We start from the raw sequence: 26,697 nt of genomic DNA on the forward strand, positions 1-26,697 counted from the left end.
ATGGAAATGGGTGAGCTAACCGAACAGGTTCTGCGGGTTGCGCATTATGCGATGCTGCTCGGCCTGTTCGGTTGGACGGCGTTTCGATTTCTGAAGCTGCGGCACCTGGAGTGGGTGTCGCAGGGTGAGGGTAGGGCTGCTCTGACCCTCGTCGCCATTTGTGCGCCGCTGTTCTCAATGGCGCTGATGCTGGTGTCGATTGCAGCGATGATGGGCGCGCCGATTGCTTCGCTCGACTGGCCAATGATCGAAGCGATGATCATCGGCACCGAGATGGGCATGGCGTTTTTGATACGCTTGGCCCTGCTGATTGTCGGCCTTTGCGCGCTGCTGGCAAGCCGAGCAGGTAGGCCAACTTCGTTGATCGCAGCCTTGTGCTTCGCTGGCGCATTGCTGACGCTCAGCTGGAGCGGCCATGCGGCTGCAACCGAAGGTGGATTAGGCCTGTTCCACCGCTTGAACAATGGCGTCCATCTGCTGGCGACCAGCCTGTGGCTGGGCGCAATATGTTGGTTCCTCATGCTTATGGTCAAAGCCCACCGGCAGCCCGATCTCATCCCAGCCTTGCCGCTGCTTCGCGTGATGCACGGGTTCGCGCCGCTAGGCGTCGGCCTGGTCGCTGCAGCTGCACTGACGGGCGTGATCAACGCGCAGTTGATCTTTGGACTGGAGAACAGCGTGGCGGTTTTGGCCACGCCTTATGGCATCTTGCTGATCGCCAAGGTCCTGTTGGTTGGCATCATGCTGGCATTCGGCGCGCATAACGCCTCGATCGGACGACGGGCGGTTTTCGACCCACGCCGCGAGACTGCGGAGCCCAATAACGCATTGTCACGCCTTCGCAGAAGCCTCGCAGGCGAGCTGCTGCTGGCCGGCGGTGTAATCGGTCTGGTTGCGGTGCTGGGCACGATGTCGCCAATGATGATGTAAATGCAAACGGGACACATGGAGGAACAAGGTCATGTTCAAGAGTGAAGTGGGTCAATTGGCAGGGCGGCACGCGGCGCGTCTCGCTGCTATGTTAGCGATCGGGCTAAGTCTGACGGCTGCGCATCCCGGGGCGCACGATGCGCCGCGAACGCCGGGCTCGGGAGCGCCGAGCGCCACTATCGACGCGGCAACACCGGTCGGAACTGTCATGGCCTTCCATGCTGCACTTGCCAGCGGCGATACAGGCGCGGCGCTAATGCACCTTTCTGAAGACGTCGTTATTTTTGAATCTGGCGGCGTTGAAAACAGCCGCGCCGAATATGCCAGCCATCATCTGGAAGCCGACGCTGCCTTCAGCGCCGCAGTGCCGCGAACCCTGGTCAGTCGCTCGCATGGTATGCAGGGCGATATGGCCTGGGTCATGAGTGTCGAAACGGTGACCGGAACGTACCGCACGCGTGCGATCAACAGCCGGTCGGTCGAGACGATGATCCTAAAGCAAGTGAACGGGCAGTGGCGTATCGTACACATTCACTGGTCGTCGGCCGACATATCCTGACCTGACCTTCGTTTCACATCGGGCAGGAGATATGAGATCCCGAGTGATATGACCGAGAGCGACTTAGCGGGCGCGAAGACCAAGCTTTGCCCGTGCGGCTACACGAGCGGCCCAGCGGTGGGTTTTGTGCGCGAAGCTCATTCTGAGGCGAAGAGGTCATAAACGGTTTAGCGGTGTTGTCCTTCCACCCTCGATCCCAACTAATGAGCTGCCACAGAAGCTAGAAGTCATCTAATTGTGAAAAGATCAAAAGGACCAGCGCTCGCGTATAGCTGTCAGCGAATAGCATAATGAACAATCCACCTAATCACGGGTGGGACGAGTGCTACTCTGTTCACAAAGCGGAAAGGCGACTTCCAAGGTAATCCATAGCAAACGCCATTCAGCACCTTGCCACCTCAACAGCATGTGGGTGCGGCAGATTTATCCCATATCTCGCCATTCCAAGCTGCACAGATGGTGCATACCAAGAGGAAAAATTGTGGGGCGTTAGTGCTCAACCGAGACAGCCGGCATCGATGGCTCAGGCATTGCTGGTCCACATGCTCGAAGCAGCGCGCAGATGACCGACGGCGCTTCTTTTGTCGGAATGAACACCCGCGTACGAAACACGATGATTTCCGTGAAGCATCCGATGCTCTTCAGCCAGGGCAGCTGATCGACAGGCGCCCCCGCGATTTCATAGCGCTGCTCGCCTGCCGCACGCGAACATTTGATGGTCGCCTCGAACGGCTGCTTGATCGGGATTGTCCGGCCTTCGCCAAGCGCCTTGATGATCATGTCCGAGCTTAGTTCAACGTTGGAGGCAATATCGAATTTCTCGAGCAGCTTTGCCACGTCGAGCTCGTGAACCATGCGGCCGAGCCAGCTTCTGCCCTCCTCGTCCACGATGCGCCGGACCTCCAGATAGTCGATAGGCAGGCTTGACCAGATCGGAAGGAGAAGGCCGGTCGCGAGGTACACGGTCTCTGTGGTGAGCCGTTCGGCAAGCTCCGCAACCTCGCTTTGCCACAGCTTCTCGAAAGTCCGGCGCGGAGCTTCTTCCCAGGCCGATTCCGCAAGGTCATCGAAGTGGTGGTATTCCCGACGCAGGGGACGGTGGAGGATAACTCGCCTGATCAGCTCGCCTTGCTCAGTCATGAAGTGCCGCGAAGGTTCGGCCAGGGCCGCTTTCCCGCTCTTGGTATTGTGGAGCAGAATGCAACCGTCGGCGTAGTCACGGCGCTCAAGAACACGCTCAAGCGAGATCGGTCGTGCTCTCGTCTTTAGAGCCAGCTGCAGCAAGTGTGACGTGGCGCCGGTTCGCCCGTCGGTCCGCAGGACTATGTCTTCGACGACTACGGCATGTTCAACCCGCAGTGTTTCGACGCCGACATCGAGTGATCCGGCCTCGCGCGCTGCGGACACTCGCGCTTCGACCAACCCCAGGAATTCTTCGAAGATCGCATTCTGCATTCCGATCGGCAGCGCGAGGATGCGGTTGAGCCAGCGCTGGATCGGCGGGAGGTCCTCTTCGAGAATGCCGTCTTCCGAGACAATCTTGAGCCCGCTTCGGCGCTGAAAATCAATCAGCGTTGCGCTCTTGAGCTTGCCCTCCGCCAGCAAGGCAAACCAGGTAGAGAGAGCGGCCTTGGCGTATTCGCTTTCGAGATTGTCGGCAGGGTCAAAAAGGTTCTGGCCGCCCGTCTGGCGTTGGCCCCGCGTCAGCGCCCCCAGGCTGTCGAGCCTGCGTGCAATAGTGCTGGTGAACCGCAGTTCCCCTTTGCAGTTCGTGGTCACAGGCCGGAACAGCGGCGTGTTCGCCTGATGTGTCCGGTGCGTTCGGCCCAGCCCTTGGATGGCGCGGTCGGCTCGCCATCCCGGCTCAAGCAGGAAGTGGATGCGCCGCTTCTGGCAAGCTGCATCAAGGCTGGCGTGATAGGACCGTCCGGTGCCGCCCGCATCGCTGAAGACAAGGATCGGCTTCCTGCCATCCATGAACTGGTCGGTCTCGGACTGGTTCGTCCGCGGCGAGCGGGTCTCGAGACGCTGCTGGCCGTCGCTCTGGGTTATAAGCCGCTTGCTGCGCCCGGTCACCTCGGCGACCTTCTCCGGTCCATAGTGCTCGATGATCCCGTCCAGCGCTGGCTTGATCGGCGGCATGGCGCACAGGTGCTCGATCATATCGCCGCGGCGGGCGATCGCAGTCTGGTTGTGGACTGGACGGCCTTCCTCGTCGAACATCGGTGCCGAGCGCTGAGTGCCGGTATCATCGACGAATACTTGCATCTGTTGCGTTGGGAAGGCGCGCTCGAGGTACTCGATCACGGCGTCGAGCGGGCTGAGGTCGAGGTCGAGCTCCGCGCGCTCTTCTGGCGAGAGGCTGTCGAGACGGCGATCGAGGATGCTTTCGGCGGTCGAGACCAGTTGGACGACAACCACCTCATCGCGGTCCAGATGGAAATTGATGGCAGCAATCAGCGTGGGCAGCTTCATCGACAGCAGCAGCTGGTTGAAGAACCGCTGCTTGGTGCTTTCAAACCGGCTTCGCGCTGCGGCTTTCGCACCGCTGTTGAGCGTTGCGCCGTCGATTTCATCGACGACACCGGTCAGCTCCAGCGCCTCCTCAAGGTTCTGATGAATGATCGCCCAGGCGTCGGCATAAGTGTCGTAGACGGCGATCTGTTCGGCGGTCAGATCATGTTTCAGGATGTCGTATTCGACGCCTGCAAAGCTAAGCGCGCGCGCCTGATAGAGGCCCAGTGCCTTGAGGTCCCGCGACACGAGTTCCATCGCAGCGATGCCCCCTGCCCTGATCTGGCTGATGAAATCTTCCCTGTTGGCAAACGCGGTGCCAGGTCCCCACAGACCAAGCCGCACGGCATAGGCAAGGTTGTTGACCTCCGAGGCCCCAGTCGCAGAGGCGTAAAGAACCCGGGCATCGGGCAGGTTGTTTTGCAGCAGCACGCCGGCGATTCCCTGCAGCGATCCGCTTTTCGTGCCGCGGGCGCCCTCGCCTCCTGCAACCCCGCCCATCTCGTGGCTCTCATCGAAGGCGATGACACCGTCGAAATCCTCGCCCGCCCAATCGAGCAGCTGCTTCAGGCGGGTGGCGTCCTGACGCTGGCTGCGAAGGGTCGGGTAAGTGACGAACAGGATCCCTTCGCGAAACGGAACCGCCTGATCGATCGTCCAGTTGGAAAGCGGCTGAATGTCGGCCGCTAGCCCTCCGATAGCACTCCAGTCGCGGCGCGCGTCTTCGAGCAGGCTTTCGTTCTTCGATATCCAGATGGCCTTGCGGCGTCCCGCAAGCCAGCCATCAAGGATGCAGGCGGCGATCTGCCTGCCCTTCCCTGCCCCCGTGCCATCGCCAAGGAAATAGCCTTTGCGGTAGGCGCGCCCATGCTCGTCGAGTTGCAGGCCAACGCCTTCTTCAGCGGGAACGAACAGGCCAGGCAGATACTGCTGCCACGCGTTCCCGGCATAGATGACAGTTTCGATCTGGGCCTCGGACAGCAGGCTTTCCTGAAGGACCCGGTCCTGCAGCGCCGGGACATAATCTGGGATAGGTGCCGGGATCGAGCCCATGGCCACGCTTTCGACGAGCGGCGTCGGATGCTCGCGTGCGCCAACAATGTCGACCCGGCTTGGCCGGTACGGGATGTAGACCCCGCTTTGCTCACCGAGCACGCGCGGCTTGTCCAGGGTACTGAACGCCAGTGCTTCGATCTTGGGGGCTTGGGTTGCCCTCGCTTTGACGGGTTTTGTGATCGGCGTTGCCCGCATGGCTTTGAAGAGCGCACCCGGCTTTGCTTTCGGCGGCACCGCGCGCGGTTCGCAGTCGGGCTCGGCTGTCACGCGTTTGATGATTGGAACCGCAGACGCAACGTCTGTAACTGTCTGTCGCGCCAAAACTGCAGGTCTGATCTGCCCCGGGATCTTGTCGATCACGTACAAGCGCACGGCCACGCTGGTGCCCTGCTTGTGATAGCATTTATCAAGGCGGATGGATGTGCGGACCGTGCAAGAAGCAAAGGTGTCTTCGTAGATTTTCGCAAGCTTTGCGCTGGTCGTGAACCAGTCCGGCATGATCGCGACGATCCTGCCCCCCTGCTTGAGGCGCGTTATGGCAGCGCGCAGGTGACGCACCGCTGCGAACTCGTCTGCTCCTCGCCCCATTGATCGGGAGAACGGCGGGTTCATCAGGATCAGGCTTGGCTGCACAGCCGCGTCGAGATGCGAAGCCAGCATGGCCCCATCGATCCCTGCCATGGTGGCCTCGGGAAACAGCAGAGCCAGCTTTTCACGCCTGCGCGGATCGATTTCGTTGAGATGTAATGCGCTGACATCGGGCAAAGTTGCCACCAGAGCGCCATGTCCGGCGCTCGGCTCAAGAACGATATCGGTTGCAAGCGGCTGCGCCAAAATCACGCAAAGCGCTGCGAGGTCTGCGGGCGTCGAGAATTGCTGGAACCTGATCTGGTCTTCACTTCTGACCGTATGTGTCGGCAGTGCCTCGATAAGCGCACTGATCTCCGAAATCTGGTGCAGCATCTGAGGCTTCTTCAGCAGTCCGGCCATGTGGCGCGTCAATGCCGCCTCGAGTAGGTCAAAGGCGTCCCTCTGGCTCCATGCGCCGTTTGCGGAGCCCTCCCCGTAAAGCTGGCGCATCGTCTCAAACAGGCGTTGCTTGTTCGCCAGTCCGGTGGCGATGGCGTGCTGGATTTCGGTGATTGCTGCGTCCAGCTTCTGGCTGGATTGTTCAAAAAGGTCGGTCACGGTCTGCTCCTGATGCTGAACCGCATCAGGCCTTCCCCCTCTCCCTTTAACGAAACTGGGGAGTTTTATGGAGAAGTGTTCAGCTGTGAAGATCCGCCTAAATGTTGAGGGGAGTCACTCGACTGCCTGGTAGCGAACACCAATCCGCTTAAATGCGCTTTCGCGCCGGATCCGGATCTGCTGTGCGATTGTGTTTGCCTGTCTTCTGTCCGGAAAGCTGGTGGTCACCCCCTGCCCTTTCGTACCAATTCGTCCCCAGCGCCGCTCAACGGTTGTCCAGCCAAACAGATCGGTCTCAATCCAGAGATGATAGTCGCGCGCGACGTTGCGGGACGGGTCTATTGCTTGCCAATGCCACGACTGGTTCTTCGGCGTCTCCATATGAAACCGGTGGCAGAACGCTGAGCATTCGGTCCAACTGGAAATCTGAATCACAGGAGCATCTGTGATTCATTGAGGCGATTGACCACTGCCTCGACTTTTAGAACGTGTGCAAGGACGTTTGGTTGGTCTGAGCCGAGAATGCTCCTCGCGACGTCGCGCAATCTCCAAAAACAATCATAAAAAAACGCCGCTGCTTGCAGCGGAAGGATTCATGATTCTAAAGATTCAGATTCGGAGCGTAAATTGGTAGTGAAATCAGTTGCCTACGCTGGCTTGCCTGACCAGTTGGGGGATTTTACCTGACTTGCCGGGGGCTTAACCCTGACTTGCCGGGGGAACTCACCTGACCTTCTGGGGCCTTCCTGACCTTTTGGGGGCAGCCGTCTAGATGTTGATCCGTCGCCCGCTTGGCCGGATTTTTGGGTCTCGCATGCATCAAAATCAAGCGCGATTTTAAGCCCTGCTGGAGAACCTAGCGACTCGCGGTTTCTTGGGTGATTCAGACCCGATATCCGACCGGCTCAATCCTGACTTCTTGGGGGCTGCGGCCATCTCTTGATCCTGACCTGACTTGACTGATGAGGTCAGGTCAGGCAGCAATCAGCACATCAAGAATCAAGCTTTGATCGCAATATGGCATGGAAACGGATGTTAGCCCAATAGCCGAGGCTCCTGAAGAGAAGCCCGAGGAAGGATCCCCTGGCCGTGCGATGCGGGTTGCTGCCGCGTTGAAGGCAAAGGGCGGCGACGAGTTCGCCAAGCCAGGCAGCATCATCGAAATCAAGTTTGTCAAAGGCGAATCTCTCAGTCTGACAGCTTCGCGACTACTCGCTCTCATGATCCTCACAGCTGGGGGTGACGCCTGGGAGGATCGCCCTCACCGCATACGTAAGGCGGACATTCGGCGAGGCCACAAGGGCAATGAGCGGATTACCGACATGCTTCAGGAACTGCACCGAACGCTGTTTGCCGTCGATGACAAATCCTGGCGGGGAAAGAAGGCGACGCTCCTGTTCTCCCTGATCTCGCGGTCGAAGGAGGAGACAGATGAGGAGGGCGGCGAAACTGGATGGATCGAGTGGGAATTCACCCCAGATGCTCGCAAGCTCATCCAGGCATCCGAAACCTATGCTGTGCTCAATCGGCAAGCGGTGCTTGGCTTTCGTTCGAACTACGCCTTGAAGCTGTATGAGCTGGGGGCACTTCGGCTTCATCGTCGACAAGCAACTTGGCGGGGAGACATGCAGGCGCTGCGCGCAGCATTGGGTATTCCACCAGATGTTTACACAGACTTCGCTCAACTTCGGCGCAAAGTTCTGGAGAAGGCGAAATCCGAAATTGACCAGCTTGCTCACTTCCGTGTTGAGTGGCGGGAAATCAGGCAGGGTCGAACAGTCACGGAGATCGAGTTCCGGTTCGAGCCCAAAGGCGCGCCAGAGGTGCTTGAGACTGTCGACGAGCTTGATCGTCATTCAGCTGGACGCCAGGCGAGGCGTGATGGGGCTGTAGAGAGCGTTACAGTGGGGCAGGGGGCTATTCCGGCACCGCGAGGAGCAGTCTCAGCTAAGAAGCCATCCGAGGCGACATTTCCAGTGGGAACGCTGCGCTTTGGTCATGACGACCTCCTTGAGATAGGCCGTAAGCATGGCGGTGGTTGGGACGTAGATCTGATCGCCAACGGCTTTCGCGAGCATATGGGTGAGCGTTTGGAGAAGCTTCGCGGTGCGAAGCTGATCGCCGCCTGGAAAGGGTTCTGTGAGGGGTGGTTCAATCGCCGGGGCCGACCCTGAACGGCAGAAATTGCACGCGTGCAATTTTCTAAGCCCCCACCGAGTCAGGATAGGGCGCGGCGACCCAGATTTCTGACCGATTATGCGCTCCAACTTTCGAAATTCCCGATTTTCTTGACCGAAAAGCGCAAGTCGGTGTAGCATATGCGGAATTGCGAAAGGATGGCATGTGTCTAACGGACTTCAGATTGAAGAAGCCGAGCGTTTGGTCTCGGTCGCGACGCTGGCCAGTCGAACCTCCTCGGTACTCGAAAAGCTCCGAGATTCCGCGCGAAGCGCTAGGGCAGATGACCGGCGCGAGCCAACCTTTACAATCGGGAAAGCGTCCGAACTTGTGGGCCGCACACCGGCTGCTATCCGTGATGCGGAAAAGGACGGCCGCCTGCCAGAGCCTGCGAGGACCGACAACAACAGGCGAGAGAGATATACGCTTGCCCAGCTGAACGACATGCGCGGCGTGTTCGGGACAAGACCCTATCGGGCTCCAAACGATCCCTGCTGTGTCGTGGCCGTTCAGAACTTCAAGGGAGGTGTTGGTAAGTCGACTTTGGCCGTTCACCTTGCTCAGTATCTGGCCATCAGAGGCTACCGTGTTGCGCTCGTCGATTGCGACAGCCAAGCCTCGGCGACGACCCTTTTTGGGTATGTGCCGGATCTCGACCTCACCGAAGATGATACCCTTTATCCGTTCCTTCGTGAGGGGGAGCGATCATCTCTGGACTACGCGCTCCGCAAGACTCACTTCGACGGTCTGGAGCTCATTCCCGCCAACCTTCGTTTGTTCAACTCCGAATACGAACTAGCCGCACGGATGGCACAGGGGAACGGCGCGCTTCTTGACCGACTGAAGGAGGGAATCGAGAGTATATCGGATCGGTTCGATGTCGTGGTGATGGATCCGCCGCCTGCCCTCGGGGCGATCTCGCTGTCCGTGCTGCGGGCCGCTAACGCATTGGTCGTGCCGGTACCGCCGACTGTTATGGATTTCTCCTCGACGGCTGCATTCCTCTCGATGCTAGATGAAACGATTGAGCAGCTGGCAGACCGTGGTCTCGCTCCAGAATTGAAGTTCCTCCGCTTTGTCGCGTCCAAGGTCGATGAGAATAAATCGATGCAGAAAGAGCTGTTGCAGCTGATGCGGACGCTATTCGGGCATGCGATGGTTCGCACGCCTCTCAAGGACTCGGCCGAGATCGACAATGCTACAGCGCGGCTGATGACAGTGTATGAGCTTGATGGCCCTGCCACGAGTTCGGCGGTTCGCAACCGTTGCCTGAACTATCTTGATGGCGTGAATTCGGAAATCGAAGTTGATATTCGATCGATGTGGCCCAGCCATCAGAAGCGCCTCCGTCAGGAGGCTTTGGTATGAGCCGCTGGAAAATTGCACGCGTGCAATTCTGCTAATGGGAGGCTTGCATGAGTAGGAAGAACAGTGGTTTCGCGGCCGATCTGGCGGCAGGTATTGACCTGACCGAGGATACTGCTGCCCCTCGTAGATCGAGCATTGCCTCAAACGTGCTTACGGGGCGTTCAAACCGTCTTGCTGACCTGGCGTCGGGAGCGATTGTTTCTCGCACACATGAGCTTGTTGACCCAGCAAAGTGTCGGATGTGGGCAGGTCATAACCGCGACTATGCTCTGCTTAATGAGGAACGCTGCGCGGACCTTATTGAGAGTATCAAGGCTCAAGGGCGGCAGGAGATACCCGCGATCGTCCGTCGCCTTTCCGGAGATGACGGGTTTGAGTTTGAGGTCATTTGCGGAGCGCGCCGACACTGGTCGATCAGCTGGCTGCGCTCGCACAACTATCCAGACTTCAAGTTTCTCGTCGACGTACGCGAGATGGGCGATGAAGAGGCCTTCAGGCTCGCGGACATTGAAAACCGGGCTAGGGATGATCTCACCGATCTCGAACGCGCAAAAGACTATCTGCGCGCCCTGACGGCCTATTACGATGGTCGGCAGAAGACGATGGCGGAAAGGCTTAAAGTCTCCGAAAGCTGGCTAACGCGGTATCTCGATCTGGCACGGCTGCCAGATGGGCTGACCAGGGCATTTGCCAATCCGCAGGAGCTTGGCATTCGCAATGCGATTGCGCTCAAAGCGCTCCTCAAGCCTGAGGATCGACGGGAGCGCGCCTTCCGTGAGGCGGAACGTCTTGCTGCAGAGCGCGAGCAGACTGGCAAGTCGATGTCTGTGATTGAGGTGATCAAGGCGCTCGCTCTCGCGGCAGACCCCCCCAAGAAGTCAGGATCCCCCAAGAAGTCAGGAAAGCCTGAAACCGTGGCCAGTGCTAGTGGGAAGCCAGTGCTTCGGATCGATGGGGCTGACCGTAAGGGCGTCCGTGTCACGTTGCTGAATAAGGGCGGCGCGACACGGCAGGAAGCGGAAGAGGCTATTCGCGCCGTTCTAGATCAGCACTGGCCGGCAATATAGCGCCGTCGGTCTGCCGAAGGAGCACCATACTTGCCTCCTGAAGTGAAGCTACCGATTGAGAAGCGGTGCGCTTTGTTACACCCAGTCCCCGAGCGAGCTCAGCTCGGGTAAGTGGGCCCAAGCTGACGATCATCCGCCAGGTTTGCGGAGCAGTCGAAGAGGCATACAGCCCAGAAAGTACATCGTCGGCCTGAACGACAGCCCTTCGCAGGAAGCGCAAATCGACCTCAGCCTTTTCGCTGGCTACCTGGAGCGCCGCGCGAAGCACAACGGGCAACGGCTCTTCATGGAGTTCACGAAACACAGCACGCGGCATGACCCCAGCAAGCGCCATTGGAGCCGACCCCAGCCCAAACAAGTGTGGCCGCATGGCCGCCGCAAGCGACGCAGCCCAGGCCGCCCCCCGCGGCGCCGAACGTGTGACCGCGAACCCACCGACCTGAAGCATCTCGCTGCCGCCTTCGAGAAAGTCGATTTCTTCAGTTCGCAGCTCCGCCAACCATTCAAGCAGGGTCCCCATCGGATCACGGGTCGGCAGCACCGCATCGAGCCGTTCGAGTGCACGATCGGCGGGCAAGTAGGCCTCGCTGAACCCTTCAGAGTGACATTTGGCGGCCATGACCAGCTTGGCGGCATGGGCGAGGGGAGGGTGACCTCGCCGGCTGATCCACGACAAGAACTGACGGCGTTCTTCGGAATACCACGAGCGCACAAGCTCGTCGGCCTCAAGCCCCGGATTGTGTTCAATTCCAAGATTATCAAACGGATAATCGCGCACATGCATGCGCCAGAGGCGCCGGAGTGAGGCCAGCGCAAGGCATTCGGACAGCTCGGGTGAGATGAAGGGGAGGGCGCCTTCGATGCGGGCAAGCGTCAGTTGCCAGGGTGCTGGTGCGGATGCCATCGGCCAGATAGTATATAAATGGCCTAAAAAGTATACCCAGCTTGTACGGTGCCTTTGCTGTCCGATAAGAGCCCTTCACGGACAACACGCTATTCTATATAAAGCAGCCGAAATTCGCCGCGATGTCGCCCGCGCCCGAAGCAGGGGTAAGGCGCAATGGCGGCAATGAAGCTTGAGGAGTGTTGCCGTGGACAATGACAGCAGCAAGGCATTGGGGCTTTCAGATGAAGTCGCGCTTTCGCCGCTGGGGAATGCGATCCCGCCACAGCTAGCGACTGAGATTGAAGCGGCCCGCTCATACCGGGCGCGCTCCAAGGCGGCAAACACTGTCCGAGCCTATGACAGCGACTGGCGGCAGTTCGAAGAATGGTGCTGGGTGCGTGATCTCGATCCACTGCCGGCTATGCCGGAGGCAGTGGCCACATACCTTGCCTCGCTGGCGCAGGCGGGGAGGGCGGACAGCACCATCGGGCGGCACCTTGCGGCCATCGCCTGGCATCACAGGCAGGCGGGACAGGTCGCACCCCAGCATCGCGACCCACGTGATGTGATTGCTGACACACTTGCTGGGATCCGGCGTGAGCAACGTGCTCGGCCGACGCGCAAGAAGAGCGCAATTCTAGCAGCTGATCTGGCTCGGATGATCGCCGCTGTTGAAGGGCACAGTCCGCGGGCGATCCGTGACCGTGCAGTTATGGCGCTTGGGCTCGCTGCGGCGCTGCGGCGTTCTGAATTGGTGGCGCTGCAGCTGGCTGACCTCGAGTTGGTGCGCGAGGGTCTCAAGCTGACGATCCGGCACTCCAAGACCGACCAGGAGGGGGTAGGGCAGGTCATCGCAGTGCCCTCCGGCAAGGTGCTCAAGCCCGGTCCGCGCCTAAATGAATGGCTCGGCGTCAGGGGAGGGGAGGCGGGACCGCTGTTCTTCCGCACCAATGCTCAAGGCTTGATGACGAAGGAGCCGATGTCGGATCGCTCGGTGGCGCGGTTGATCCAACGCTATGCGGACAAGGTAGGACTCGATCCTGCTGCGGTTGGAGCGCACTCCCTTCGGTCGGGGTTCCTGACCGAAGCGGCCAAGGCAGGGGCCTCATTGCCGAAGATGCAGGAGGTCTCGCGGCAGAAGAAGGTCGAGGTACTGCTCGGTTACGTTCGTGATGCCGCACTGTTCGAGAACCACGCCGGTGAGACTTTCCTGTAGCGAGACCGCAGCATCGTTGCAGAGCAGGTCATTCAGCTTTGCGTAGTAGTTTCCCGGCAATTTGGTGATGGCGCCAGGCGCTCGAAAACCTCTCATCGTTCGCGTGAATAAGCCAAATGACCCCAACGTTAGACATAAATCGTAAGCGCTGTTTTCCGCCCACCTTGCATCCGTAGTTGATTGAGGCAGACGGTGGGTTGGATGGAAGACAACAACCCTACGAGCGCACTGGACACCCGCATTGGAGTGGCTCGGGAGCGTATTGGTCGTCCGGAGGTTCTGCGCGACATGGCTGGCCGACGGCGTATTTGGACGCTGGAGCAGAAGCTGGCGATTGTCGCTGAGCTGGAGCGTTGCGACAACATCGCCGCGTTTGCGCGGCGGCACGACATTCGGACATCATTGCTTTACACTTGGCGGCGAGAGCTCCGCTATGCAGTGGCAGCCCGCCAAGTAACGGATACTGATGGCGATCATGCACCGATGTTCGTGCCGGTCGTAGCCGACAGTCCCAAGCCCAGGTCGAGCGATGTAGCGATTGAGGTCGAGCTTGGCGGTGCCGTGGTACGGATCGGACGAGCAGCGAGCCCCGGACTGGCTGCAGCGGTGATTCAGGCTCTTCAGGTGCAACGTTGATCGGTCCTGGTCCTGGCGCGCGGGTGATGGTGGCAACGCGGCCAGTGGATTTTCGCAAAGGCCCCGACGCGCTGGCTGCATTGGTCAGCGCCGAGTATGGCGGCGATCCATATTCCGGAGTGATCTATGTCTTTCGGGCGAAGCGCGCGGACCGGATCAAGCTCGTCTGGTGGGATGGCACCGGCCTGTGCCTGATGGCCAAGAGGCTCGAGTCCGGCGGCTTCAAGTGGCCCGGCATCCAGGACGGTGTGATGCGCGTTACGGCAGCCCAACTTGGTGCTTTGCTGGAGGGTCTCGACTGGCGCCGCGTGCATGGTGGACGCCGCCCGATAGCGCCGCAGATTGCCGGTTGACTGGGCTTTCGTCTGCTGATTCACTGCCGTCATGCTGATGGAAGCGGACCTGCCAGAAGACATCGAAGCGCTACGTGCGCTGGCGCTCGAGCAGTCCCGCAAGCTTGCCGACGTGACCGTTGCCAAGGGCGAAGCTGACGCAGAGATCGAGCGGCTGCAGTCGATCATCGATGCCTTCATGCGCCACCTTTTCGGCCGCAAGTCCGAACAGCTCGATCCCGACCAACTCCAGCTGGGCCTTGAGGATATCGAGACGGCACTTGGCGCAGCCCGCGCGGCGCGTGAGGCTGGAACGGTTCAGCCCAAGGGCGATCGTCCCCGCCAGACCAACCGCGGCTCGCTGCCTGCGCACCTCGAACGGATCGAGCAGATTGTCGATATAGAGGATAAAACCTGCCCATGCTGCGGCGGCGGGCTGCACCAGATCAGCGAGGATGTTGCCGAACGGCTTGATGTCGTGCCGACCACGTTCCGTGTCCTGGTCACCCGCCGGCCTCGCTATGGATGCCGCTCCTGCGAGAGCGCGGTCGTCCAGGCCCCGGCGTCGGCTCGTATTGTCGAAGGCGGCATCCCCACCGAAGCCCTGATCGCCCAGGTGCTGGTCGCCAAGTATGCCGATCACCTGCCGCTTTACCGGCAGGCGCAGATCTATGCCCGCCAGGGCATCCAGTTGGATCGCTCCACCCTTGCTGACTGGGTCGGGCAGGCAGCCTGGTATCTTCGCCCGCTACGCGACCACATCCTGGAACGACTGCGACGATCCGAGCGGCTGTTTGCCGACGAGACGACAGCGCCAGTGCTCGATCCAGGACGAGGGCGGACCAAGACCGGCCAGCTATGGGCGTATGCCCGCGATGATCGCCCATGGGGCGGTATCGATCCGCCGATGATGGCCTATGTCTATGCGGCCGACCGCAAGAGCGAGCGCGCCGAAGCGCATCTGGGGGACTTTGCAGGCATCCTGCAGGTTGACGGCTATGGCGGATATACCGCGCTCGCCAAGCGGCAGCAGCAGATCACTCTCACGTTTTGCTGGTCACACGTCCGGCGCAAGTTCTTCGACCTCGCCGACAGGTCGCCGGTTGCCACCGAGGTGCTGCAGCGGATCGCCGGTCTCTATGCCGTCGAGAGTGAGGTCCGCGGCACCAGTGCCGACCATCGCCGCGCCGCCCGCAACGAGCACGCCCGTGTCATCGTCGATGATCTGCACCACTATCTTGAAGCCCGGCTCCGCCAGGTCAGTACCAAGAGCAAGCTGGCCGAAGCGATACGCTACGCGCTCAGCCGCTGGGACGGGCTGACCGTCTTCCTTGATGATGGCCGGGTCGAGCTCGACACCAACACCGTCGAGCGATCGATCAGACCCTTGGCCCTCAACCGCAAGAACGCCCTGTTCGCGGGCTCAGACGAGGGCGGGGACAACTGGGCGGTCATCGCCACGCTGATCGAAAACTGCAAGATCGCCGGCATCAACCCGCACACCTGGCTGACCGAGACGCTCACCAAGCTCGCCGATGGTCATCCAGCAAACAGCGTCGGCGACCTCATGCCGTGGGTCAACGTGAACTGAAAACACCGCTTACCATAAATCTCTGATTCAGAGCTAATTATCTCTGCTTCGGTCGTATATGGTTTCGAGCTTTCCATTGATCCAGCGAGAGCCGAAAGGCGAGGGTGCTCGTACTCCAAAATATTTTCTTATGAAGCTGATCGGCGGTGTGGACCTCGAGAAAACGAAACGCTTGGCATCGGCAAGCATCGTGCGGTTGTAGCGTGATACGCCACGTGAATTGACCCGTGATATCCAAAGACCGCTTGTATATGCGCCGGGCAGCGGTAGCACGTTAAGCGCAAGCTTCGGGGTCAGCGGCACATAGAGGTCGAAAGGCATTGGCCGTTTACTCCACGGTTCCTTGGCCGCCACACCGCCGTCGGCGAACAGAAACTCGTGATTGCAATTCGCGATTACCAAATTGATGCAGCTGCTGGTGATTGCATCGCGATACACATCGTAGAGGTAAAGCATGTTCTCAAGTGCGAACCCTCGAAAGGCCGCGTTGCTAACGGGTAAGCCACCAGTGCAATTGTTGCTCTCATGCCATACGGTGAGTTTGGCAAGATAAGTCGGGCTGCGTACAACCATCGCCGCTAGGTAGTTGGCGATTGCGGTGCGGATTTGTAACGAGAGGGGCATACGCTCGTCATATTCGCCAACGAGAAAGCCCAACTCTTGCAACTCCTTTCGTCGGACCGGATCGCCGCGTCCGGCGAATTTATTCCGTTCAATGCCATTCAAGCTCTGCAGCCGCGTCAGTGCGCTTATGAAAGGGTTCTCGATCTCACGGGAAAACCAGTGTTCAATATCGCGGTCTTTGGCGCCGCTCGGGTCGATTCGAGTGTAGAGCTCGCCTTCAACGCCAACTTTGGAAGGCGGTGCGCGAAACGTTGTACCGTCAGCGCGCACAACATGTAGAAATCCGTCTGCTCCTGCCCATTGGCGCGACTGAAACTCAGGCCACCAGTGATGTCGCTTGGGTTCGCTCATATACTAAGGGTAGACTGGGTGTGCCAGCTTTCGCAAGGCGATCCAACTTCAAGCTAATTGCGAAATAGAAACCTCGCTTCCCAGTTTCTGGCGCTGCTATGAGTTGGTGATATTGGTTGCCTTGGGGCAATCTGTTTGAGGGCTTTTGCGTTGTCTTTGCGATTCTCCGATCTCGGCCCTGAATTTCCGTCAGCGCTCATTGACGCACTGATGGCAGGCGAGGTCGTGTTCCTGTGCGGCACCGGTGTAAGTGCGCCGCAGCTCCCGGACTTCAAGTCTCTGGTCGACCAAACTTATGCGCAGCTCGGCGTCGCGATGGATGTTTCGGAGAAGCGGTCATATGACGGTCAGCGCTTCGAGGAAGTGCTCGGTGCCCTCGGTCGTCGGCTTGCAGATCCGGAGGCGATGGTGCGCACTGTTTCCGAATTGCTTGCGGTGCCTGCCGATCCGCTGCTCGACCAGCACCGAACGATACTGCGACTTTCGCGCGACATCAGTAATCGCGTCCTCATCGTCACTACCAATTTCGACACATTGCTCGAGCGAGCGCTAGGTTTACCGGCCCCGCTGATCCACTCAGAAAGTTTTGCCGGCCAGTCGCTCCCCGCGCCTGGCGGTAGCGGTTTTTCGGGCATCATCCATATCCACGGCAGACTAGTTGATCCGTCACTCGACCTCGATCCGACGCCACTGGTTCTAACGAGCGCCGACTATGGTGACGCCTATATGCGTTCGGGTTGGGCTTCGCGGTTCCTGTTCGATCTCGCCCGCTGCAAAACAATCGTCCTCATCGGCTACAGCGCTAACGATGCCCCCGTTCGCTATTTCCTTAATGTGCTGGAGGCTGATCGCGCACGCTTTCCAGACCTGCGCCCGGTCTATGCTTTTGACGCTTATGATCGTGATCCGGTTGAAGCCGAGGCGGGGTGGGGCACGCTGGCTGTTACGCCGCTCGCATATTGTAAGCGCAACCCTGCGACCGGCGTCCCTGATCATTCGCCGCTCTGGAGCGATCTCCACCAGCTTGCCGACATAATCGAGCGGCCCAAGCGATCGCGCGAGGCGCGCGCACGCCAGATTCTTATGGGAGACAGCAGCGCGCTAACCGATCAGCTGCTGAGTGAGCTATCTTGGCTCTTTACAGATCGCAGCGATCTTTGGCCGGTCGCGCTTGACGCAATCGCCGATCCGCGTTGGTTCCGCATCTTTCACGAGAACAAGCTTTGGTCGGTTCAAGACGCTTCTTGGGTAATCCCTGCTTGGATTGCCCGCAATTTCGAAGACCGTCAGCGTTTCATGATCGCCGTCGAATGGCACACCATTTTCGGACGTGACTTTCTCTCGCGTCTCGATCAACGGCTGCGACAAGCCCCGCCGGCATCGAACTTCTGGCTCAAGGCCTGGCGCATACTGATTTCGGCAGGGGTGATGGAGCGTTCCGCCGACTTCGACGAGAATGCCTACGCCCTAAAGCAAAAGCTTGAATCCGGCCTGATCCTCGACGGCGAGCTCGCACAGTCGGTGATGTTGCTTGAGCCGTCGCTTGTGGTCCGAAGGCGCTGGCAGCTCCATGATGAAGGCGAAGATGAAACGGCAGCGGATACCGTCGGCGCGGAAGCGAGCGAACCGCAGCTATCGAACCTTGTCGCGCTCGACCTCCATGTCATCGACGAATATGGCGCAACCGAAATCATCGAAGCGTTGAATGCGCTTGATGGCCACGCGGTGCGTATCCTTGAGTTATGCAGCGAAAGTCTACGTTCCTCTCTTCAGCAGTCGGTCGATCTTGGAATGATTGTCGAGGACTACGACACCAGCGACTACAGCGTTCCCTCGGTCGAGGACCATGGCCAAAATGAGCATCACAACGGCGTGCTCTTCCTTGTCAGAGCAATCGTGAACGCCTTCCCAAAAGCTTTGGCGACCGATCGCGATCGCGCCCGTGCGCAGGCGGCACAGTGGCGGACGTGGCCCGGGAGGATGGGCATTCGGCTGCTGCTCCATGCTGCGCGTGATGCAGCAGCCTTCTCGGCGGATGAGGCGCTACAGTTGCTGCTCGAACTGAACGACACCGATTTCTGGATCATTCGCCGAGAGTTGGCTCTTACGCTGCGCGACCGGGCCGCAGATGCCGCGACCGCGCTCCTCGATGGCGTAGAGGGTCGGATATTGACAAGTGGCGACGCCTTTTATGCTCGCTATCCTTTGGAGGAAGGCCAAGTCGACTGGCGTGTCCATGCTCGCGATAGTGAGGTCTGGCTCCGTCTGACAATGCTCGACACCGCAGGCGCGCTTTCGGAAGCGGGCCGGGGTGAACTCGACGCAATCATGGGGCGGTGGCCTCATCTCAATCGCGCAGTCGAGGACCGCGACTTTTTCGGTTCATACAGCTATGGGGTGCGGAACGTGGTTGGCGATAGTGGGCCGATCGTCGAGGCGGATCCCGACGAACGCCTGAAAGTTGCCACGGAACTCCGACAGAGCCCCGACATTGATCGGCAAATGGGGTGGAGAAGCTATTGCCGATTGGACCCCAAAGGCGCGTTTGAGACACTTGCCGCCGCTCAGTTGACCGCACCTAACATTGCCTTGTGGGACGATTTGCTGGCGGCGTTGGCGTTTAGGAATGACGAGAAGGATGCGCCGCTGCGCAACCAACTTGCGGTCGATGCTTTGGCGCTTCTGGATGGGTTGGACATTCAAGCCCTTCAGCCTATCGCTGCGAGCGTCGTTGATCTGCTGATGTTCGGGCCGCGACGGTCGTTTGCCAATCTCGAGGACTGGTGCGACAAGCTCTGGGCATCAGTGCGGCTTTCAGATCACGAGATCGACTTCGAGAAGAACCTCTACGAAACTGCAATCAATCGCGCCGTCGGCAGGCTGGTTCAGGTCCTCCTCACCGAACTGGATCATACTCGCAAGTCCGAGGGACCACATGAGGAACGGCAGCGTGCTCGGCTCGCATTGGTCGCGAGCGACGATGGTCAGGCTGGGGTCGTTGGGCGTGCGGTGCTAATCCACGACTTAGCCTTTATTCTCCTAGCCGATGTGGAACTCGTCGAAGCTCACGTTATGCCCCGTCTTGCGGCGGATACGGATGAGGCACGGGGGCTGCGTGCGGTGCTCGTCTCACACAGCAGCATCACTCCAGAAGTCACCAAGTTGATGCCTGAGGCCGTCTTGCGCGGTGTTGTCGAGGCCCGCCCGGATTCGGGTTTCGCTGCACAGATCGCATCCGGCATTTTGCGACCCGCGCTCGCCTCGGTACGCGGCGACGATGCTGACCGATGGGGCATAAGTGAAGCCGATGTTGGACGTGCTTTACGTGCAGCGCCGCTCAAGATTCGCACCGGCGCGCTCGATGTCTTAGTGCGCTGGATGCACAATGACGAGGCAGGCGCCGAGGAGGCTTGGGAGCGCATGGTCGCCCCTTTCTTCGACCGTGTCTGGCCTAAGGAACGCCGTTTCGTCGACGACGCGCTTAACCGTGACCTGATGGCACTTGCAGTAGGATCTGGAAGGCATTTCCCTGATGCGCTGGCGAAGCTTCGACCCTATTTAAGTCCCTATGCGCGCGAGCGTGCCAGCGTTCATCCGATCAAACAAAGTCAGGCGCCGGAGGCGTACCCGCATCAGGTCCTTGACCTTCTCTGGGTGATGTTCGGTCCGAACGGCGGCAGCAGCTTCGATATGAGTAGCATTCTTGACCGTCTCGTGGCAGCAGATCCTGCAATAGAAGTCGACCGTCGATATCAGGCGCTTGAACAGCGAACCACCCGTTACGGATGATCTTACCTTCCGCGGCGGTGCCGCAGCGAGTGAATTCAATTCCGAATGCGGTGCAGCCGGAAGAGTTTGTCAAAGAAATCCAATATTTTCGCTTCCGCGCCGCTGCCGACCAACTCGTTGGCACCAAAACGATAGACTTCGTATCCGGCAAGGCGCAGCTCGCGGTCGGCCGACACCATTTCGGCGTAGACTTTCAATGATGGGTGATCGCCTTCAGTGAAATGATGCTTACCATCGACCTCGATAACGATACGCTGACGGTTGTGGAGCAGCATCAGAAAGTCCATTCGCTGACGCGGCAGTGGAAGTCGTCGGCGCAAGGTTTTCACGATGGCAGGATCATAGTGAAGGTAGACCTGTGGAAGGAGTGCCGGTAGCGCCTCGCCGAGGGCAGGCCGATAGGCCTTGAAATACATCGCGAAAAGCTTGCGTTCTGCGTCCGAGGCCAAGGATTCCTGGAGGCGAGCCCCGAGTTGTGCGGCATTAGACCCCGGCGTAACCTCGCTCCACCAGGAAACGAGTTCCGACCACGAAAGGCCACTCGCGCTGATCGGTCGGTCGTAGACCATACAACTCTCTTCGCCAGACAGAATGATGATGTCGTTGTTGATCGCGTCGGCAAAGCCGATCTCCGGCTTCGGTCCTCGCGAGGCAAAGATCAAATTCTTGGGTCGACCGCCGACACCACGCACAACAGGACGGAAGGCGAAGATAGGATGACCGGAGAGTTCACCTTCTTGCACGAGCTCGTATCCGTCGAGCGCTAGGATCTTGTTCAGGGCGATGACCATGCCCGCCTGATCTTCTCCTGACCGAGAAAGTGGATGAACGGCTTCTTCGAGCAATGCACCAAACCTTGCATTGGAGCAGTCAAAGGCGCCGATTTCACTGAATAGTCGTTCCACCGACCAGTCGCCTGGATTCCGATCCATATGCCGCTCAACTTGGTCAGCAAGGCTCTGTCCGCGGCTTCCAAATAAAACTTCAATCGGTGTGGAAAGCACGAAATAGCGTCCAACGACTTCCGCAGTGCCGCGGTCGCCAGCGAGATCGCCTCCCAGGGCGCGTGCGACGTCTCGTCGTGTGATTTGAGTTATCGGCGGGTCGTTTGCCTCGAGTACCTTGCGGCCCGCTTCATCGAGAGGGATGTCGCTACGGTCCGCCCCAAAATTCAGCGCAAGCTGGGCCAATTGCTCCTGTGTCAGATTCGCCAGCGCTTGTTCGATACGCTGCCGCTTTGACAAGCCCTCCTCGTAAGGCACCACCAGCCCTGCGACCCGCTGCGGCTCATCGCTAAGCTGGGCGTGCGTCATCCCCTGAAGGAGGCCAGCGATGAGCCCATAGAGGTCACCCGCCACGATTTGTCCCCTTCAGGATCAAGCGCACGAATGCAAACATACGGGTGAAAAGGTAGTCGACCTGATCGAGAGAGGTAAGCGCTTCCTGCGTCGTCTCAGAATGACGAATGCGAAAACTATTGCCGATTTTGGTCAGTTCGGCGGCTTCGCGCCCGAGCGCTTGGCGGAAGCTGGAGCCATGCGCTGCGATACGATCAAGCAGCGCATCGGCCTGCGCGCGCTTGTCGGTCCCCGGCTCCAGGGTCTTTAGCCGCTCAAACGCATCCCACAACTTTTCAAGCGCATCGCGGCGGTCGTCGGGCTTTGGTGAGAGAATCCGCTGTCTTGCGGCTTCAAGCAGCCTATCGGTCTCCGTGTCGCCCGTGTGAAACAAGGCCCAGCCAATTGTATTGGCGATCGCCTGCGGGAGAAGGCGGCAAGCCTCGCCAGTCGCTGTGAGCTCATAGGCGACAGCATTCCGACGAAAGAGGAGGTTCACATCCGCCACAAATCGCGAAAGACCAGCGTCTCGATCCCAACTCAGGTGATGGTGACGGTAGTAGGAATGATAAGCATCCTGAATCGGCTCACCCACCGAGCTAGCGCAGAACTCGAGCAGATCGAGGATCACTGGCGTGTCGGGCACTGCGTTCGGAGAGAGAGGCCATTCGATCCATGGCACCTCGGCGACTAACACCTGGCGGAAGGCCTGCACGTCACATCCGCACGGGCCGTTTCCATCGGGGCACTGTTCCGGAAAGCGTAGGCCAAATGATCCGTTGCCAATTCCCGTCTGGATCAAGCTGTAAAGGCCAGCCCACAAGCGTTCATCGATGACATCGATTGTTTGAGGTGATGCTCCGTATTCACGATCCGAAAAATAACCTGGCACCATTCTCGCCCAATCATCTCTTTGTTACACGGTCTGTCCACGCGCCATGAGCGGCCGTCCAATTTTAAGGGACGATTTTGGGGTAGCAAATTCCGGTTTAGCTGCCACGGAAGCTGTCGTTCTAAAGCAAAATGATCTGAACCGTCATCAACTTCTTCATCTTCCCAGGCATTGGGTCGTTGTTCGGTCAATGCTCTTCACTTAACCCTTTTGCACCTGACTACTCCGGATGTGTGCGCCTGCGTCTGTCCAGTCGTGGTGCCTACTCGGTGGTGGATCACGAATGATTTGCCTCTCCGACATGTTGTGTGATCCAACTGCTGCTATAGCAGCACATCGGCCAGGACCATCGTTGTCCTCGGCGATGTAAAGTGTGCCAACATGCTCTGGAACCTCGATCAGTGCGAGGCGCTCATTCCCAAGAGCTGCCCAGCACGGGATTTTCCTGATCAGGGTGTAGCTTGCCGCATCCTCCATGCCTTCAGCAATGGCGAGCACGTTGCCGTCGAACTGCGGAGCCCAAGCACCCTGTCCGGGTTTGCCGAGCATAAACTTGCCCTCATGCCAGGTTCCGTCGTCCGTGAGCCTGATCCGCTGGATAGCCGTCAATTTGTGCCCAGTTCTGACAGCGACCAGTAACGCGGGCCGGAAGGTGGTTTTGGGCTTGCGGCCGAACGGGCACCTTGGATGAAAGCGTAAGTCGGGGAGGTCGAAAGGCAGTCGCCGCGATCGAAGGTAGACTTCGCCGAGCGTCCCCCGGATTTCTGTGCCCTGATCCCAGATCCTTCTGACATTGGGCGGGGTTCCTTCTGGCCGGTAGCTTGGCGAAGGGGAATTCAGGATCGGTTTGGTCCGACCGATTTCACGCAGGACATCCTCGCTGCGGCATCCCGCAAAACAATGAACCAGAATGCCCCGCTCGCCCTGCCGGACTGAAAGTGACGGCGTTCGGTCTGCATGCGCAGGGCAGATGCACATCGCGTAGGAACCGTGCCAACGGCCCTTCAGTGCAGCAACGATGTCGATGGTCTTCTGGTTGGGTTTGAGCGCAATCAGCATAAACTCGCTCCTCTCAGCTAAGCCTCACCATCTTTCCCCTTTGGATCGACCCGACCTTCTCCGGCACGGCTCGCGATGGCCGACGCCCCTTTCGTCTGAGCGATGCCAGATTGTGGGCGATTGCCATGCGCCGCCTGTTCATTTAGAAACGTGGGGCGATATCCGAACCACGCCGAAAGGTGTGGTCATGAAAAATCTTCTATTTTTGCTGGTCGCTTTGACGCCGACGCCATCATCGGCGCGCGAAGCCATTCTCGACGTGTTTTCGCCAGAGGCAAAACCGGACTTCGCTGTGCTCGCCCCACAGTTGCGCGGGGCGGTCGATCTCGAGCAATCAGTGGAACCGCCTCCGGCTCCAGTGGATGCGTTTTCACCCGAGTTGAACGGCGACTTTGAGTTGGTCCCTCACAGCTTCACGGTCAATCCCTATGCCGCGCGTCCCGCTGTTCCTTCGTGGATGCGGGCAGGTGCATCATTCATGGGCCCTGCTTCTTCACCCTTCCGCCCTTCGCAGGATGACCCGCTCTGCCAGTCCCGCAGCTTCTTCCCGCGATATGGTATCAGCAGGGATGCCCAGGCTCGCCGGACAGCCTATTTCAACCTGATCGTCGACGTCGCTTGCGATGCCGGCGTGCCCGTTGTTCTGTTTGACGCCTTGCTGGCGCAGGAAAGCAGATATCGCCCCTTCGCCCGAAGCAGCGCCGGTGCGATGGGCATGGCTCAGCTGATGCCCGGCACGGCCCAATATCTGCGTGTCAGCGACCCTTGGGATGTTCGGCAAAACCTTGTCGGTGGTGCGCGGTATCTGCGCGAGCAGCTGGATCGCTTCGGAACATGGGAACTTGCACTGGCTGCCTACAATGCAGGCCCGGGCCGTGTGGACCAGTTTGGCGGCATCCCGCCGTTTCGTGAGACCCGCAACTATGTGCGCACGATCATGGGTTCGATCGGCAATCCGAATTCGATCGGCGGCGTGTCGCTGGCCTCGGCGACGCTTCCCGCGCCCAATCCGTTTCGCCGGGTGATGCTTGCCTCGTTCGACGGACGATCAGACGTTCCAGAACACTGAGAACCCAGTAGCCCAAGCATAGTACACACTGATCGCCAGGATGACGGGCGCGCCCTTGAGGTAGTTGAGTTGCCAGCGAAGCCAGAGCTTCGGGATGACCAGAGCTTTCTGGATTCCCGTTTGGTGGGCGGGTCGCCACCTGCCAGTGCGCCAGTCGTCGGCCGTCACTACTACCGCGAGCACTGCGCAGATCATCGCCATCATTCCCACGCCGATGTAGAGCGATGTCCAAGCGATAAGGGCTTCCTGCTTCATGAGTCGGACCTAGTGCAGCGATGATCGAAGAGAGATACGCATTTTCGAAGCTCTTGTATCCCCCTGGCCGAATACTGCCTTTTTGCGGCCGAGCAGCGTGTGGCCGAGATTGAGCTCACCGTTGCGGGCGCGCCGCACCAGCGCCTGCATGTATGCATCGGGCGTCTTGCGGATTTGTCCGTTGGCCAGGTGATGCCCGGTGATCAGCGCGCACAGGAGTGCGATCCCTGTGCCCAGTATCGCACTTGCCCGCGCGGCCGTAGCCTGGCCTATCTGGCAGACGCGAGCGACGTCGTGGAGCTCGTTCAGGCCCGGTCGGGCTCCAATTTCGACCATGCCGTCGATAAAGGGGAATAGGGCAGGGACCTCGGCCCAAACGAAACCCGATCGATGGATGCCGTAGACATCATTCGCGTCGGCCGAGACCTGCGCGTTCTGACAAGCATCGGCTGTTTCTTGCTTCACCCTGTCGGCATCAGGCGTGGTTCGAACGTCATCAGGTTCCCGTCGGCAAGCGCCCTCTGCCAAGCCGTATACAGATTCAAGAGCTTCTTCAGGGCTGTATTGATGGTGGCCATTCTGGCGCAACCTAGTGTCCCGGGAAGGTGTCAGCGACGCAATCTCGCCGAGCGATATGCGCTCTGACAACCGATCAAGCAGCCGCGTCGCGACCTCGGCGAGGCGATCGAGCACTGCGATCGCGTCCAAGGATCCTTTCCGCCTCTGGTATGTGCGCCGCGCCGCAGCGATCGCATCGAGCTTCTTTCTGGCCTTGTCAGCCCAGGGGCGGCCTTGCTCGAACGGCCGCAGCAGCCGGTACGCGCTGCTTGTTGCCCTTCGAATTTGGTTGGGCAGGATCAGGTTTTGCGCGGCCAGGGCCTTCTCGGTGGCGGCCAGTTGTGTGAGGTAATCCTCAAGGAGGAGTAGCGGCGCTAGCGACCATCCTGATGCGTCGGAGCGATCCTCGCTGTCTCGTGACCCAAGAAATCGCTTGCCGTTGCCGGCGAGGCAATGGGGGATGATCAGGCCGTATTCGGCAAGGCGCCTGATGTTCTTGCGCGCGGCGGTCCATCCGATCCGGCATTTGAGATGGTCGTTCGAGGCGGCAATGAGCGGCCCGCAGCGGCTGTCCCAGTCGATATTCATGGCCGCGATGCTCGCGGCGGCATCGTAAAGATCGCGCCAGACGATTCTCGGAACATCGATCGTCACGGGCGGCATTCTCGCGAAGGTCTCGATGATATCGAGTAGTTTGCGCCGACGCTCTCTGCCTGCGTTTTCGGTCCCGGTATGTCCGAACCCTCGCATCATCTTGCTGACGCGCGCTGCATGTCTCGCCCGATCTGCCGGGTCTTTCATGAAATTGATCATGGTCAGCCGTTCGGTCTCGAGCATCCCTAGTTTTGGCAGACAGGCACCGATCGCTGCGGCTCCCCGGCGACGGCTATTCACCTCCCAGGCTGCCTGATTCTGGACAATAGTCATCCCTTCGCTCCCTCAGTCCTGAGGTGCGGCACAGACAAAAAACGTTGCCCGCAAAATCTGCGGAAAATGCTTGCAAGTTGTCAGGGAGCAGGTAGCTTGCCGGTGTCTCTCGCCACGCTTTGGCGCGGCAAATTACAGCTTCCTTCGAAAGGCCCGGGCGCTGCCCGGGTTTTTCATGTCTGCGTCGCTGACCTCCCTTTCATGTGCACCAGTTGGTGCGGCGATCCCTGGCAGCGTTCGGGCGCGTTTCATCGCGCGCAGAAGCGCTTGTTTGCCATTCGGCCTGTTGCTAGGAAGCGAGGTGTACTTGGCGCT

At 59.4% G+C, this 26,697-nt stretch carries 20 protein-coding genes; 11 read left to right on the top strand and 9 right to left on the bottom strand.

Annotated features, from left to right (window positions below; all coding sequences use genetic code 11):
- Both copD and BSY18_RS19685 read left to right on the top strand, forming a co-directional pair.
- Complete coding sequence (gene copD / locus BSY18_RS19680) at positions 1-930, top strand: copper homeostasis membrane protein CopD (protein WP_069052094.1); 930 nt, start codon at positions 1-3, stop codon at positions 928-930.
- Positions 931-961: 31 nt separating this feature from the next.
- Positions 962-1,489 carry a YybH family protein gene (locus BSY18_RS19685; protein ID WP_069052095.1) on the top strand — a complete coding sequence of 176 codons (528 nt, stop codon included), beginning with the start codon at positions 962-964 and terminating at the stop codon, positions 1,487-1,489.
- Positions 1,490-1,978: 489 nt separating this feature from the next.
- Here BSY18_RS19685 and BSY18_RS19690 read toward each other — a convergent pair whose 3' ends face one another.
- Together BSY18_RS19690 and BSY18_RS19695 are read right to left on the bottom strand one after the other, a co-directional pair.
- A complete protein-coding gene (locus tag BSY18_RS19690) occupies positions 1,979-6,247 on the bottom strand; it encodes a strawberry notch family protein (RefSeq protein WP_069052096.1) in 4,269 nt (1,422 codons plus the stop codon).
- A 114-nt stretch (positions 6,248-6,361) separates the two neighbouring features.
- Entirely contained in the window at positions 6,362-6,628 is a 267-nt protein-coding gene (locus BSY18_RS19695; RefSeq protein WP_069052097.1) for a WGR domain-containing protein, read from the bottom strand.
- Between the two features lie 713 nt (positions 6,629-7,341).
- Here BSY18_RS19695 and BSY18_RS19700 point away from each other — a divergent pair.
- The 3 genes from BSY18_RS19700 (at position 7,342) to BSY18_RS19710 (ending at position 10,860) form a co-directional block, all read left to right on the top strand.
- Positions 7,342-8,421, top strand: a complete 1,080-nt coding sequence (locus tag BSY18_RS19700; RefSeq protein WP_054136698.1) for a replication initiation protein — start codon at positions 7,342-7,344, stop codon at positions 8,419-8,421.
- A gap of 169 nt (positions 8,422-8,590) precedes the next feature.
- Positions 8,591-9,793, top strand: coding sequence for an AAA family ATPase (locus BSY18_RS19705; RefSeq protein WP_054136652.1), 1,203 nt, complete (start codon positions 8,591-8,593; stop codon positions 9,791-9,793).
- Between the two features lie 47 nt (positions 9,794-9,840).
- Entirely contained in the window at positions 9,841-10,860 is a 1,020-nt protein-coding gene (locus BSY18_RS19710) for a ParB/RepB/Spo0J family partition protein (protein WP_054590507.1), read from the top strand.
- Here the strand turns inward: BSY18_RS19710 and BSY18_RS20780 are convergent.
- Entirely contained in the window at positions 10,820-11,764 is a 945-nt protein-coding gene (locus tag BSY18_RS20780) for a hypothetical protein (RefSeq protein ID WP_083231690.1), read from the bottom strand. The genes BSY18_RS19710 and BSY18_RS20780 overlap by 41 nt on opposite strands.
- Before the next feature lie 187 nt (positions 11,765-11,951).
- Here BSY18_RS20780 and BSY18_RS19720 point away from each other — a divergent pair, with 187 nt between their 5' ends.
- The 4 genes from BSY18_RS19720 to tnpC all read left to right on the top strand — a co-directional run bounded on the left by BSY18_RS19720 (position 11,952) and on the right by tnpC (position 15,521).
- A complete protein-coding gene (locus BSY18_RS19720; RefSeq protein ID WP_069052099.1) occupies positions 11,952-12,962 on the top strand; it encodes a site-specific integrase in 1,011 nt (336 codons plus the stop codon).
- 201 nt (positions 12,963-13,163) lie between these two features.
- Positions 13,164-13,598, top strand: a complete 435-nt coding sequence (locus BSY18_RS19725) for a transposase (RefSeq protein WP_069052100.1) — start codon at positions 13,164-13,166, stop codon at positions 13,596-13,598.
- The gene (gene tnpB, locus BSY18_RS19730; RefSeq protein WP_069052101.1) at positions 13,595-13,951 is read left to right on the top strand and encodes an IS66 family insertion sequence element accessory protein TnpB; all 357 of its coding nucleotides are present in this window, start codon (positions 13,595-13,597) and stop codon (positions 13,949-13,951) included. The genes BSY18_RS19725 and tnpB overlap by 4 nt, the downstream gene beginning before the upstream one ends.
- 31 nt (positions 13,952-13,982) lie before the next feature.
- On the top strand, positions 13,983-15,521 hold the full coding sequence (tnpC, locus tag BSY18_RS19735) for an IS66 family transposase (RefSeq protein WP_069052102.1): 1,539 nt from the start codon (positions 13,983-13,985) through the stop codon (positions 15,519-15,521).
- A gap of 33 nt (positions 15,522-15,554) precedes the next feature.
- On the opposite strand, the gene BSY18_RS19740 is transcribed toward tnpC, so the two are convergent.
- A complete protein-coding gene (locus tag BSY18_RS19740) occupies positions 15,555-16,496 on the bottom strand; it encodes a DUF4238 domain-containing protein (RefSeq protein ID WP_069052103.1) in 942 nt (313 codons plus the stop codon).
- 210 nt (positions 16,497-16,706) lie between these two features.
- Between BSY18_RS19740 and BSY18_RS19745 the strand changes: the two genes are divergently transcribed.
- Positions 16,707-20,285: an SIR2 family protein gene (locus tag BSY18_RS19745; protein WP_083231691.1), complete on the top strand. Its 3,579-nt coding sequence runs from the start codon at positions 16,707-16,709 to the stop codon at positions 20,283-20,285.
- 35 nt (positions 20,286-20,320) lie between these two features.
- Here BSY18_RS19745 and BSY18_RS19750 read toward each other — a convergent pair whose 3' ends face one another.
- The 3 genes from BSY18_RS19750 to BSY18_RS19760 form a co-directional block, all read right to left on the bottom strand.
- Complete coding sequence (locus BSY18_RS19750; RefSeq protein WP_069052105.1) at positions 20,321-21,643, bottom strand: hypothetical protein; 1,323 nt, start codon at positions 21,641-21,643, stop codon at positions 20,321-20,323.
- Positions 21,633-22,514, bottom strand: coding sequence for an AbiJ-NTD4 domain-containing protein (locus BSY18_RS19755; protein WP_150126427.1), 882 nt, complete (start codon positions 22,512-22,514; stop codon positions 21,633-21,635). The genes BSY18_RS19750 and BSY18_RS19755 overlap by 11 nt, the downstream gene beginning before the upstream one ends.
- Before the next feature lie 201 nt (positions 22,515-22,715).
- On the bottom strand, positions 22,716-23,573 hold the full coding sequence (locus BSY18_RS19760) for a DUF7146 domain-containing protein (protein WP_069052107.1): 858 nt from the start codon (positions 23,571-23,573) through the stop codon (positions 22,716-22,718).
- A gap of 187 nt (positions 23,574-23,760) precedes the next feature.
- Between BSY18_RS19760 and BSY18_RS19765 the strand changes: the two genes are divergently transcribed.
- Positions 23,761-24,642 (top strand): lytic transglycosylase domain-containing protein, encoded by an 882-nt coding sequence (locus BSY18_RS19765; protein ID WP_236823537.1) that lies wholly within the window; start codon positions 23,761-23,763, stop codon positions 24,640-24,642.
- On the opposite strand, the gene BSY18_RS19770 is transcribed toward BSY18_RS19765, so the two are convergent.
- Together BSY18_RS19770 and BSY18_RS19775 are read right to left on the bottom strand one after the other, a co-directional pair.
- Positions 24,622-24,897: a hypothetical protein gene (locus BSY18_RS19770; protein WP_069052109.1), complete on the bottom strand. Its 276-nt coding sequence runs from the start codon at positions 24,895-24,897 to the stop codon at positions 24,622-24,624. The genes BSY18_RS19765 and BSY18_RS19770 overlap by 21 nt on opposite strands.
- A gap of 9 nt (positions 24,898-24,906) precedes the next feature.
- A complete protein-coding gene (locus BSY18_RS19775) occupies positions 24,907-26,382 on the bottom strand; it encodes a helix-turn-helix domain-containing protein (RefSeq protein ID WP_083231692.1) in 1,476 nt (491 codons plus the stop codon).
- Between the last annotated feature and the right edge of the window lie 315 nt (positions 26,383-26,697).

The sequence above is a fragment of the Blastomonas sp. RAC04 genome, assembly GCF_001713435.1.
Lineage (GTDB): Bacteria > Pseudomonadota > Alphaproteobacteria > Sphingomonadales > Sphingomonadaceae > Blastomonas > Blastomonas fulva.

Bases quoted from the DNA above. Each gene is read 5' to 3' on its own strand.
- BSY18_RS19775 (WP_083231692.1), bottom strand. From the start codon at position 26,382: ATGACTATTGTCCAGAATCAGGCAGCCTGGGAGGTGAATAGCCGTCGC.
- copD (WP_069052094.1), top strand. From the start codon at position 1: ATGGAAATGGGTGAGCTAACCGAACAGGTTCTGCGGGTTGCGCATTAT.
- BSY18_RS19685 (WP_069052095.1), top strand. From the start codon at position 962: ATGTTCAAGAGTGAAGTGGGTCAATTGGCAGGGCGGCACGCGGCGCGT.
- BSY18_RS19710 (WP_054590507.1), top strand. From the start codon at position 9,841: ATGAGTAGGAAGAACAGTGGTTTCGCGGCCGATCTGGCGGCAGGTATT.
- BSY18_RS19725 (WP_069052100.1), top strand. From the start codon at position 13,164: ATGGAAGACAACAACCCTACGAGCGCACTGGACACCCGCATTGGAGTG.
- BSY18_RS19700 (WP_054136698.1), top strand. From the start codon at position 7,342: ATGCGGGTTGCTGCCGCGTTGAAGGCAAAGGGCGGCGACGAGTTCGCC.
- BSY18_RS20780 (WP_083231690.1), bottom strand. From the start codon at position 11,764: ATGGCATCCGCACCAGCACCCTGGCAACTGACGCTTGCCCGCATCGAA.
- BSY18_RS19745 (WP_083231691.1), top strand. From the start codon at position 16,707: ATGGCAGGCGAGGTCGTGTTCCTGTGCGGCACCGGTGTAAGTGCGCCG.
- BSY18_RS19740 (WP_069052103.1), bottom strand. From the start codon at position 16,496: ATGAGCGAACCCAAGCGACATCACTGGTGGCCTGAGTTTCAGTCGCGC.
- BSY18_RS19695 (WP_069052097.1), bottom strand. From the start codon at position 6,628: ATGGAGACGCCGAAGAACCAGTCGTGGCATTGGCAAGCAATAGACCCG.
- tnpC (WP_069052102.1), top strand. From the start codon at position 13,983: ATGCTGATGGAAGCGGACCTGCCAGAAGACATCGAAGCGCTACGTGCG.
- BSY18_RS19765 (WP_236823537.1), top strand. From the start codon at position 23,761: ATGAAAAATCTTCTATTTTTGCTGGTCGCTTTGACGCCGACGCCATCA.
- BSY18_RS19760 (WP_069052107.1), bottom strand. From the start codon at position 23,573: ATGCTGATTGCGCTCAAACCCAACCAGAAGACCATCGACATCGTTGCT.
- BSY18_RS19770 (WP_069052109.1), bottom strand. From the start codon at position 24,897: ATGAAGCAGGAAGCCCTTATCGCTTGGACATCGCTCTACATCGGCGTG.